Annotated in this window: 7 protein-coding genes and 4 tRNA genes; all 11 read left to right on the top strand. The window is 29.5% G+C overall.

The genetic code is table 11. The features are described from left to right. Nucleotides 1-45: 45 nt before the first annotated feature. The 11 genes from IR151_RS18200 to IR151_RS18150 all read left to right on the top strand — a co-directional run bounded on the left by IR151_RS18200 (nucleotide 46) and on the right by IR151_RS18150 (nucleotide 11,697). Nucleotides 46-121, top strand: a tRNA-Lys gene (locus IR151_RS18200). Nucleotides 122-128: 7 nt separating this feature from the next. Beyond that, nucleotides 129-202, top strand: a tRNA-Cys gene (locus IR151_RS18195). 7 nt (nucleotides 203-209) lie between these two features. Next, nucleotides 210-286, top strand: a tRNA-Arg gene (locus tag IR151_RS18190). 12 nt (nucleotides 287-298) lie between these two features. Next, a tRNA-Val gene (locus IR151_RS18185) sits at nucleotides 299-374 on the top strand. Nucleotides 375-448: 74 nt separating this feature from the next. Beyond that, complete coding sequence (locus tag IR151_RS18180; RefSeq protein WP_227437120.1) at nucleotides 449-862, top strand: hypothetical protein; 414 nt, start codon at nucleotides 449-451, stop codon at nucleotides 860-862. A gap of 303 nt (nucleotides 863-1,165) precedes the next feature. Next, the gene (locus tag IR151_RS18175) at nucleotides 1,166-4,597 is read left to right on the top strand and encodes a pyruvate carboxylase (RefSeq protein ID WP_227437118.1); all 3,432 of its coding nucleotides are present in this window, start codon (nucleotides 1,166-1,168) and stop codon (nucleotides 4,595-4,597) included. Nucleotides 4,598-4,836: 239 nt separating this feature from the next. Beyond that, nucleotides 4,837-6,765 (top strand): elongation factor G, encoded by a 1,929-nt coding sequence (locus IR151_RS18170; protein WP_227437116.1) that lies wholly within the window; start codon nucleotides 4,837-4,839, stop codon nucleotides 6,763-6,765. Between the two features lie 491 nt (nucleotides 6,766-7,256). Beyond that, nucleotides 7,257-7,721 carry a CtsR family transcriptional regulator gene (locus IR151_RS18165; RefSeq protein WP_227437114.1) on the top strand — a complete coding sequence of 155 codons (465 nt, stop codon included), beginning with the start codon at nucleotides 7,257-7,259 and terminating at the stop codon, nucleotides 7,719-7,721. A gap of 6 nt (nucleotides 7,722-7,727) precedes the next feature. Further along, nucleotides 7,728-8,222: a UvrB/UvrC motif-containing protein gene (locus IR151_RS18160; protein WP_227437113.1), complete on the top strand. Its 495-nt coding sequence runs from the start codon at nucleotides 7,728-7,730 to the stop codon at nucleotides 8,220-8,222. Between the two features lie 15 nt (nucleotides 8,223-8,237). Further along, nucleotides 8,238-9,263 carry a protein arginine kinase gene (locus IR151_RS18155; protein ID WP_227437111.1) on the top strand — a complete coding sequence of 342 codons (1,026 nt, stop codon included), beginning with the start codon at nucleotides 8,238-8,240 and terminating at the stop codon, nucleotides 9,261-9,263. Next, on the top strand, nucleotides 9,250-11,697 hold the full coding sequence (locus IR151_RS18150) for an ATP-dependent Clp protease ATP-binding subunit (RefSeq protein WP_227437109.1): 2,448 nt from the start codon (nucleotides 9,250-9,252) through the stop codon (nucleotides 11,695-11,697). The genes IR151_RS18155 and IR151_RS18150 overlap by 14 nt, the downstream gene beginning before the upstream one ends. Nucleotides 11,698-11,712: the final 15 nt, after the last annotated feature.

Raw genomic sequence — 11,712 nt, 5'->3', positions numbered from 1 at the left:
CTGGAGGTCGTGAGTTCGACTCTCATTATCCACCCCAACTAATATGGTCTATTAGCTCAGTCGGTAGAGCACCTGACTTTTAATCAGGGTGTCCCGCGTTCGAGTCGCGGATAGATCACCAAAAAGGTGGCGACATAGCCAAGTGGTAAGGCAGTGGACTGCAACTCCTTGATCCCCAGTTCGAATCTGGGTGTCGCCTCCAATAAAATGCGCTCATAGCTCAACTGGATAGAGTGTCTGACTACGAATCAGAAGGTTAGGGGTTCGAGTCCCTTTGGGCGCACCATATAAACATCGAGGGATTATAGCTCAGCTGGGAGAGCACCTGCCTTACAAGCAGGGGGTCACAGGTTCGAGCCCTGTTAATCCCACCAGTGCAAACCTCTAGTAATTTTACTAGAGGTTTTATTTTTGATTAAAAAAGATTTATATTTAGGAGGTAAAAAGTTTGTATATAATTATAGGAAATGAAATAGTTGATAGTGAAGAACTTAAAATAATAATAGATAAGAATAGTAAGTTCAAAGTTGAAAAGGATTTGAGTAAAAGCACAAAAAGAGAGGACATAATAGCTTATCAATTAAGTATAAATATGGATTATTTAGATACTATTATAAGTGAGCAAGATGAATATATCACCTTATCTGATGAGGAAAAATTTGATGAATATATGACTTTATCTGATGAACTTGCACTAGGTTTAGAAGAACTTATGCCAAAGTACACAATAATAAATGCTAGAGCATATAAATTAGATGAGGTAGAAGGAGTAGTAAAAATAATACTAGTTATAGCATATGCAGATTTAGGTCATCTAAAACTTTCTGATGTAATAAAACGTTTGTTAAGACAGATAGATTAAGATATGAACTATATTGAGAAAAGTATGTGAAATATTACGTAAAGATGAAAATAATTATGTAAACAGAGAAAAAAATAGTATAAAATAAGGTCAATTGTAAAAATTTTCACACAAGTTTGTCTGAAATCCCATAAAAAACCCCTTAATTTTAGTGAGGTAAATTGAGTTTATACAGTCTAAAAATTATATATATTTATAAATTTATCTTATTAATTAAGGAACTTGCTTAAACATCTTCAAAAATAAAGTATTTTAGTCTATAATCTTTAATATTACACAAACAATAAAGGAGAAGAATAGAGTATGCTTAAAAAGTTTAATAAAATACTAGTAGCTAATAGAGGCGAAATAGCTATAAGAATATTTAGAGCCTGTTCAGAATTGGGGATAAAAAGTGTTGGTATATATAGTAAAGAAGATAAATACGGATTATTTAGAACAAAAGCAGATGAATCATATTTAATAGGGGAAGGCAAAGGTCCAATAGATGCATACTTAGATATGGATGGAATAATAGACTTAGCAAAGAGAAAAAAAGTTGACGCTATACATCCAGGATATGGTTTTCTAGCAGAAAATGCAGAATTTGCTCGTAAATGTGAAGAAAATGGAATTACTTTTATAGGTCCATCATCTAAAGTAATGAATATGATGGGCGATAAGATAAATTCTAAAAAAATTGCAAAAGAAGTTAATGTTCAAACTATACCAGGGGTGGAAAAAGCAATAAGAAGTACTGAAGAAGCAAAAGAAGTTGCAAATAAAATAGGTTATCCTGTTATGATAAAAGCATCTAATGGTGGTGGCGGTAGAGGTATGAGAATCGTACATCATGAAAAAGATTTAGAGCTTGAATATGAAACTGCTTGTAGTGAATCAAGAAAAGCTTTTGGTGAAGATATTATATTCATAGAAAAATATATAGCTGACCCAAAACATATAGAAGTTCAAATATTAGGGGATAACTATGGAAATATAGTTCATTTATACGAAAGAGATTGTTCTGTTCAAAGAAGACATCAAAAGATAATAGAGTATGCACCAGCATTTTCATTAGATGAAAAAGTAAGAAAAGAAATATGTGATGATGCAGTCAAGTTATCAAAATATGTAGGCTATTCTAATGCAGGCACACTAGAATTCTTAGTAGATGCAAATGGTGGTCATTATTTTATAGAAATGAATACAAGAGTACAAGTTGAGCATACTGTAACAGAAATGGTTACAGGAATAGATATAGTTCAAAGTCAAATATTAATAGCTCAAGGATACAGCCTAGATAGTGAAGAAATAAATATAAAATCACAAGATGATGTTGAAATAAGAGGGTATTCTATCCAATGTAGAATAACTACAGAAGACCCTAAAAATAGATTTATGCCAGACACAGGTAAAATTCAAGTTTATAGAACTGGTTCAGGATTTGGTATAAGACTAGATGGTGGAAATGGATTTACAGGAGCGAACATAAGTCCTCACTATGATAGTTTACTGGTTAAGACAATATCTTGGGATAGAACCTTCCAAGGAGCAATAAACAAAACTATAAGATCTATAAAAGAACTTAGAGTTAGAGGTGTTAAGACTAATGTAGGATTCTTAGTTAATGTCTTAAATAATCCTATATTCTCAAATGGTAAATGTAGTACTAAATTTATAGATGAAAATCCAGATTTATTTGAAATAACAGAAAGTAAAGATAGAGGAACAAAATTACTTCAATTTATAGGTGATGTAATTGTAAATGATAACGCTTGTCAAGAAAAACCATTATTTGATGCGTTACATGAACCAAGAATGAATAAAGATGGTTCAAAGGCAGAAGGAAGTAAGATACTTTTTGATAAGTTAGGTAAATCTGCATATATAGAAAAAATAAAAAATGATAAAAGACTATTATTAACAGATACAACAATGAGAGATGCACATCAATCATTATTGGCAACAAGATTAAGAACATATGACTTATTAAAAGCTGCTAAACCAACAGAAAAATATCAAAAAGATTTATTCTCACTTGAAATGTGGGGTGGAGCTACTTATGATGTTGCATATAGATTCTTAAAAGAGTCACCTTGGCGTAGATTACAAAAACTAAGAGAAGAAATACCAAGTATAATGTTCCAAATGTTGCTTAGAGCATCAAATGGAGTTGGATATAAAAACTATCCAGATAATGTAATAGAAGAATTTACAAAAGAGTCTGCTAAACAAGGAATAGATGTATTTAGAATATTTGACTCATTAAACTGGGTTGAAAATATGAAACCATCTATTAATACAGCTCTAGAAACTGGAAAAATAGTTGAAGCAACTATGTGTTATACAGGTGATATATTAGATAAGACTAAAACTAAATATGACTTAGAATATTATATTAAGATGGCAAAAGAGTTAGAAAGTTTAGGAGCAGACATAATAGCAATAAAAGATATGTCAGGACTTCTTAAACCATATTCTGCTTATACATTAGTTAAAGAACTAAAGAAAAATGTAAAAGCACCAATACATTTACACACTCATGATACAAGTGGAAATGGTGTGGCAACTTGTTTGATGGCATCAGAAGCTGGTGTAGATATAATTGATGCTGCATTAGAATCTATGGCAGGACTTACAAGTCAACCATCACTTAATGCAATAGTAGAAGCTCTTAAAAATACAGAAAGAGATACAGGTATAGATTTATTTGGATATGATGAGTTAGGAAAATACTATAAGGATTTAAGAAAAGTCTATAATAAATTTGAAAGTGACTTAACTAACTCTTGTGCAGAAATATACAATTTTGAAATACCAGGAGGTCAATATACAAACTTAAAACCTCAAGCTGATAGTTTAGGATTAGTTAATAGATTTGATGAAGTTAAAGAAAAATATAAAGAAGCTAATGAAGTTGTAGGAGATATAATAAAAGTAACACCATCTTCAAAAGTTGTAGGAGATTTAGCTATCTTTATGACTAAAAATAAATTAGATAAAAATAATATAATAGAAGAAGGTAAGAACTTATCATTCCCAGATTCTGTTGTAGACTACTGTAAAGGTATGATTGGTCAACCAGAAGGTGGAGTACCAAAAGATTTACAAGAAGTAGTTTTAAAAGGTGAAGAAGCTATTACAGTAAGACCTGGTTCACTATTACCAGCAGAAGATTTTGATGAGATAGCAAAATATCTAAATGAAAAATATGATATAAATGCAAATATAAGAAATGTTATAAGTTATGCTTTATATCCAAAAGTTTATGAAGACTATATTAAACATTTACAACATTATAATGATATATCTAAACTTGAAAGTGATGTATTCTTCTATGGATTAAATAAAAATGAAGAATGTGAAGTAGAAATAGAAGAAGGTAAAGTATTAACAATAAGATTAGTTGAAATTGGTGAAGTTAAAGAAGATGGATTTAGAACTATAGGCTTTGAATTAAATGGAATGGTTAGAGAAGTGGAAATAAAAGATAGAAACTTCTCTGGAAAAGTTACTAATGTTGAGAAAGCTGATATGAATGATCCACTTCAAATCGGAGCAAGTATACCAGGAAAAGTTATAAAAATAATGGTTAAAGAAGAAGATGAAGTAAAAGCAAATCAACCATTAATAGTTATAGAAGCAATGAAAATGGAAACTATAATAGTTGCTAAAACTGATGGAGTAATTAAATCAATTAAAGTAAAAGAAGATGATATGGTTGAAGATAAACAACTATTAATGATAATGAAATAATTGAATTGAAACAACTTATAAAACACTCTAAAATATTTTTATTAAATATTTAGAGTGTTTTTATTTGTTTAAATTAAATATTTGTTAAAAAAAAGAGGAAAATTATATCCCTATGTAGAAATAAAGCTAGTAAGGAAAATGTTATCTAAAAATTCTAAAAATAATAAACATTTTCTAGACTATTTCTTAGGAAATAACAGCTAAGAGAAAATACATAAATTTAAAAGGTGGGTGCTTATATGAAGGTTTATGATAGTAATATGTTGAGAAATGTAGCAGTATTAGGACATAGCGGATGTGGTAAAACAAATCTAATCGAAACTATAGCTTACACAGCAAACACTAATAAGATACCTAAATTAACTGACAAGGTAAATATGACTTATAGTATGGGATTAATACCTATAGAATATAATGACTATAAGTTTAACTTATTGGATACACCAGGATATTTTGACTTTAGCGGAGACGTTGTATCATCTCTTAGAGCAAGTGATGCAGCAATAATAGTAATAGATGCAACAGCACCTATTCAAGTTGGTACAGAGAAATCATTAGAACTAACTGAGAGTATTCCTAAGATAATGTTTATAAATAAAATAGATAATGAAAAAGCAAGATATAAAGATGCAATAGCAATGTTAAGAGAAAAATACAATAATAAGATAGTTCCAATGATAAGTCCTATATACAAAGATAAAAACTTTGTCAAGTTACATAATGTATTTGAAAATATAGATGATTTAGAAGGTGAATTTAAAGAACAAGCTATGAGTGTAAAAGAAGCTTTAATGGAACTTATAGCAGAAACAGATGATCAAATATTAGATAAGTATTTTAATGGAGAAGAGTTAACTACAGAAGAAATCCAAAAAGGTATTGTTATAGGTATACAAAGAGGAGATATTATACCTGTAATATGTGGTTCAACTATAAATAATATAGGAACAAAAGAAATTTTAGATACAATATCAAATTATCTAGAACCTATATTTACAGAAGAGAGTAAGCCATTTAAAGGATTAGTATTTAAAACTATGGTTGACCCATTTGTAGGAAAAATGTCATATATAAAAATTACTCAAGGTGCAATTTCTAAAGATAAAGAAGTTTTTAATATAAACAAAAACATAAAAGAAAAAATAGCTAACATATATACATTGAGAAATAGTGAGTTAGTTGAAATAGACAAAGCTAAGGCTGGTGATGTAGTAGTTGTAACTAAAGTTAATTCTCTAAAGACAGGAGATACTATATCTGTAGATAAAGATGCAGAAGCTTTAGATAAGATAGACTTCCCTAAACCACAAATATATTATGCTGTTAATCCTAAGAATAAGGGTGATGAAGAAAAGGTAGCTGCTGTATTAAACAAACTTGTAGAGGAAGACCCTACATTACATTGGTATAGAAATACAGAGACAAAACAAGCTCTTTTAGGAGGACAAGGGGAGCTTCATATAAAAACAATTAAAAATAAAATGAAAGATAAGTTCGGGGTAGATGTTGAATTAAATGACCTTAAAGTTCCTTATAGAGAAACTATAAAGGAAACAGCTGATGTACAAGGTAAGCATAAGAAACAATCAGGTGGCCATGGTCAATATGGAGATGTAAAGATAAGATTTGAAAGATGTGAATCTGATTTTGAATTTACAGAAGAAATATTTGGTGGGTCTGTACCAAAACAATATATACCAGCAGTAGAAAAAGGTTTAAAAGATTCTATGCAAAAAGGAGTATTGGCTGGTTTCCCTGTTACAAATATAAAGGCTACACTTTATGATGGTTCATACCATGATGTAGACTCTTCTGAAATGGCTTTTAAGATGGCAGCAAGTGCAGCATTTAAAAAAGGTATGGAGGAAGCTCATCCCATATTATTAGAGCCTATTATGAAACTTAAGATAACTGTTCCAGAAGAATATATGGGAGATGTTATGGGAGATATAAACAAGAGAAGAGGTAAAATATTTGGTATGGAGCCAGATAATAAAGGAAAACAAATAATATTTGCAGAGGCTCCACAAGCAGAAACATTTAAATATGCAATAGATTTAAGAGCAATGACACAAGGTAGAGGGTATTTTGAAATGGAATTAGAAAGATATGGAGAGGTTCCATCACAATTTGCAGAAAAAATAATTGGACTAGCTACTGCAAAGTAATAAAGAAGATAGAACATTAAATAATTAATATCCATCTATTATGTAAAATAATTTTGTAATTAAAACTAGGTATATACTTATTTTAAAGAAGTGTATATCTAGTTTTTATGTGTTTTTATAAAAAACAAGAAAAAACCAAATTAAAGTAATAAAAAATGTGAAGAATAAAAGATACTTTCTTAAACTGTTTTAATAAAAGAAAGTATCTTTTTATATTATTATTTTTAGAAATGTTTAATAATAATGATATGAAGGTATATTTACAAATACAAGGTATAGATACATTAAAAATCAATTAATAACCAATAATTTTAAGACTTAATTGTTATAAATGTAAGAAGTAGAAGATTATACTTAACAAAAGATGGACACCTCATTTAAATTATTATGAAAAAAATAAATTTACACAATTTAGGGCTTTAAAAATTTAAATAATAGGTGTAAAATAGTAGTCAAAGAAAGTCAAAATAAAAAGGTGTGTGGTGATATAAATGGCAACTATGACAGATATAATTGAAAAATTTATTAAAGATTTGATGGAAGAGGATAATAGTATACAGATTCAAAGAAATGAACTAGCAAACTTGTTTAGTTGTGCACCATCACAAATAAATTATGTTTTAACAACAAGGTTTACCATAGATAAAGGTTATTATATAGAAAGCAAAAAAGGTGGCGGAGGATATGTTCAGATAGAAAAAATACGAAGAAGCAAAGATGGACATATTAGAGAAATACTAAACGAAAGAATAGGAAGCCAAATATCCTATAAGAAAGCAAAAGAGTTGGTGGAAAGTTTGAGAGAATCAGACTTAATTAGTGAAAGAGAATTAAAACTAATATTATATGCAATAGATGATAAATCATTATGTATGCCAGTATATGAATTAAAAGAGAAGGTAAGGTCTAATGTTTTAAAGAATATAATAATAGGAGTATTTAGTATAGAGGAGTGATAATTTATGCTATGTCAAAAATGCAATAAAAATAAAGCATCTGTATATTATAATAAAATAGTCAATGGAGAAAAGACAGAAATGTATCTGTGTAGTGAATGTGCTAAAGAAAATACAGAGATGAATTTTAATTTAGATATGCCTTTTTCAATGATGGATATATTTTCCAACTTAGGATTTCAACCTAAAAAAGAGCTTGAAGAAAAGTTAGTTTGCCAAAAATGTAATATGACATATAGTGAATTTAAGAATAATGGAAGATTTGGATGCAGTGAATGTTACAATGCATTTAGTAGTCAAGTAAATCCAATGCTTCAAAATATACATGGTCATATAGAACATATAGGTAAGGCACCTAAAAAATCTTTTTATAAAATAAGTGTAGAAAATGAGATTAGAGAATTAAAAGAAGATTTGGATAGAGCTATAAAAAATGAAGAGTATGAATTAGCTGCTCAATTTAGAGATAAGATTAAGTATTTAAAAGGCTCTATTGACTAAGATTGGAGTGATATTATGAAAGAGAATATAGTCATGAAATCAAGAGTTAGGCTGGCTAGGAACTTGAGCAATTATCCTTTTCCAAATAGGTTAGATAAAGAGTGTGCTATGGAAATAATAGAAAAGGTAAAAAATGCATTTATGAATTCTAGTTTAGAACATAAAGAAGAGTTTGATTTCTATAAGATTGAAGATTTAGACCAATCTAAAAAGATGCTCATGGTTGAAGAGCATATGATAAGTCCAGACTTAGCAGAAAATGATAAAAGTGCTGTTATAGTAAAAAAAGATAAAACTGTAAGTATAATGATAAATGAAGAAGACCATATAAGAATACAAACTATGTGTGCTGATTTAAATTTAGAAAATGCTTATAACATAGCAAATGAGATAGATGATTTATTAGAATCAAATTTAGAGTATGCATTTAGCACAAAGTTGGGTTATCTAACATCTTGCCCAACTAACACGGGAACTGGAATGAGAGCTTCTGTAATGATGCACTTGCCTGCATTGAGTCAATTAGGCTATATGGATGAACTTTATAAGATTTCATCACAAATAGGTATAGCAATAAGAGGTATATATGGAGAGCGAACAGAAGCATTGGGAAATATATACCAAATATCTAATCAGCTTACGCTTGGAAGAACAGAGTCTAATATTATAGAGAATGTAAGTGGTCTTACAAAGGATGCAATTTCAAAAGAAGTGAAAGCCAGAGAAATCTTACAAAAAAAATTGGGTATAAAATTAGAAGATAAAATATTTAGGTCAATAGGAACACTTGAAAATTCAAGGGTAATGAGTAGTTCAGAGGCAATGAGCCATCTATCAAATATAAAAATGGGAATAGAAATGAACTATATAAAAAAACTAGATTTAAAAGCTATAGAACAACTTATGATAGGTATACAACCAGCACATCAGTCAATAATGTATAAGAGTGATGATGTTGAAAATAGAGATATAAATAGAGCAACATACATTAGAGAAACTTTGGAAAAATTAAGAGGAGGGATAAATTATGAACTTCAATAGATTTACACAAAGAGCTAAAAAAGCAATTGATTTAGCGTTTGAGTCTGCTAAAAACTTAGGGCATAATATTGTTGGAAGCGAGCATATACTTTTAGGGCTTTTAAAAGAAGAAGAAGGAATAGCCGCCAAAGTTCTAAGTAAAGTTGGATTTACAGAGGCTTATTTAGAAGGCAAAATAATTGATATGGAAGGTAAGGGCGAAGGAATTCCAGAAGACATAGTATTAAGCCCAAGAAGTAAACAAATATTGGAACTATCAGGAATGTTTGCAAATAAATTAAAAACAAATTATATAGGAACTGAGCATATATTATTAGCTATTATTCAAGAAGGAGAAGGAATAGCTAATAAAGTTTTGAACTATGCAGGTGTAAATGACAGAACTCTAGCCCAATTAACAATTGATATGATGGGTATGAGTGATAATAATCAATATAAATCAGAAAATAGTTACACGGGCAACCAAAATCAAACAGAGTCCAAGATTCTCGATAAATATGGAAGAAATCTTACACTATATGCAAAACAAAATAAAATAGACCCTGTTATAGGAAGAGAAAAAGAAATACAAAGAGTTATACAAATATTAAGTAGAAGAACTAAAAACAACCCTGTGCTAATAGGAGACCCAGGAGTAGGTAAAACAGCTATAGCTGAAGGTTTAGCAACAAATATAGCATTAGGAAATGTTCCAGAAACACTAAAAAGTAAAACTTTGTATTCTTTAGAGATGGGTTCATTATTAGCTGGTGCTAAGTATAGAGGAGAATTTGAAGAAAGAATTAAAGAAGTTGTAGATGAAGTTGTTAAAAATGGAAATATAATTTTATTTATAGATGAGATGCATACAATAATAGGAGCTGGGTCTACAGGAGAAGGATCTATAGATGCTTCAAATATATTAAAACCTGCATTAGCTAGAGGAGAAATACAAGTTATAGGTGCAACAACAATAGATGAGTATAGAAAGCATGTTGAAAAAGACTCTGCACTAGAAAGAAGATTCCAACCAGTTATGGTGGATGAACCAAGTAAAGAAGATTCAATAAAAATATTAGAAGGATTGAGAGATAAATATGAAGCTCATCACAAAGTTAAAATAACTGATGATGCTATAAAAACAGCTGTAGAATTATCAACTAGATATATATCAGATAGATATCTACCAGATAAAGCTATAGATTTGATTGATGAAGCTGCATCAAAAGTGAGGCTAAAGGAAAATACTCCTCCAGCCGAAATAAAAAAATTAGAATTAGAAATAGAAAATATAGATAAAGAAAAAGAAGAGGCAGTAAGATGCCAAGATTTTGAGAAAGCAGCAAAAATAAGAGATGAACAAGGCATACTTAAAAAACAATTAGAAGATGTTAGAGAAAAATGGAATAAGTCATCTAAACATTCTGATTTAGTTGATGGAGAAGTCATTGCTGAAGTAGTAGGTTTATGGACAGGAATACCTGTTAATAAAATTCTTGAGGAAGAAGCTGATAGACTCTTAAAACTTGAAGAAATCTTACACAATAGAGTTATAGGTCAAGAGCAAGCAGTAAAATCTATTTCCAAGGCAATAAGAAGGTCAAGAGCAGGTCTTAAGGACCCTAATAGACCAATCGGCTCATTCTTATTTTTAGGACCTACAGGAGTAGGGAAAACAGAGTTATCTAAGGCATTAGCAGAAGTGCAATTTGGAGATGAAAATCAAATAATAAGAATTGATATGTCTGAATATATGGAAAAACATGCTGTATCAAGAATGATAGGTTCACCTCCTGGTTATATAGGTCATGATGAAGGAGGTCAATTAACTGAAAAAGTAAGAAGAAACCCATATTCAGTTATTTTATTTGATGAGATAGAGAAAGCTCATCCAGATGTGTTTAATATTCTATTACAAATTCTAGATGATGGTAGATTAACAGATTCAAAAGGAAGAACTGTTGATTTTAAGAATACTATTGTGATAATGACATCAAATGTTGGTGCATCTACAATTGGTAGACAAAAAACTTTAGGGTTTAGTATAGCTAAAGGAGATGAAGAAGAAAAGTCTCAATATGAAAAAATGAAAGAAAACATAATGGGTGAATTAAAGCAAAGATTCAGACCAGAGTTTTTAAATAGAATAGATGATATAATAGTTTTCCATTCATTAAATACAGAGCATATATCTAAAATAGTAATTTTAATGGTAGATAAATTACAAGAAAGACTAAAAGATATGGATATAAAACTAGAAATGAGTGATGAAGCTATAAAATTAATTTCTAAATCTGGATTTGATTTGGAATATGGAGCAAGACCTCTTAAAAGAGCCTTACAAAAAGAACTAGAAGATGAGTTATCTGAAGCGATTTTAAGAGGCGATGTAAAAAAAGGAAGTAATATAATAGCAAAAGTTAAAGATGAAAAAATAGTTTTTGAAACTAAATAATTCAATAGAGTTGCA

Source organism: Clostridioides sp. ES-S-0006-03, assembly GCF_020662275.1.
In the GTDB taxonomy this organism is placed as follows: Bacteria; Bacillota; Clostridia; order Peptostreptococcales; family Peptostreptococcaceae; genus Clostridioides.
This window is presented reverse-complemented; position numbering and strand designations above follow the sequence as displayed.

Coding starts and splice junctions, on each gene's coding strand:
- IR151_RS18160 (WP_227437113.1), top strand. CDS start 7,728: ATGCTATGTCAAAAATGCAATAAAAATAAAGCATCTGTATATTATAAT.
- IR151_RS18165 (WP_227437114.1), top strand. CDS start 7,257: ATGGCAACTATGACAGATATAATTGAAAAATTTATTAAAGATTTGATG.
- IR151_RS18150 (WP_227437109.1), top strand. CDS start 9,250: ATGAACTTCAATAGATTTACACAAAGAGCTAAAAAAGCAATTGATTTA.
- IR151_RS18175 (WP_227437118.1), top strand. CDS start 1,166: ATGCTTAAAAAGTTTAATAAAATACTAGTAGCTAATAGAGGCGAAATA.
- IR151_RS18170 (WP_227437116.1), top strand. CDS start 4,837: ATGAAGGTTTATGATAGTAATATGTTGAGAAATGTAGCAGTATTAGGA.
- IR151_RS18155 (WP_227437111.1), top strand. CDS start 8,238: ATGAAAGAGAATATAGTCATGAAATCAAGAGTTAGGCTGGCTAGGAAC.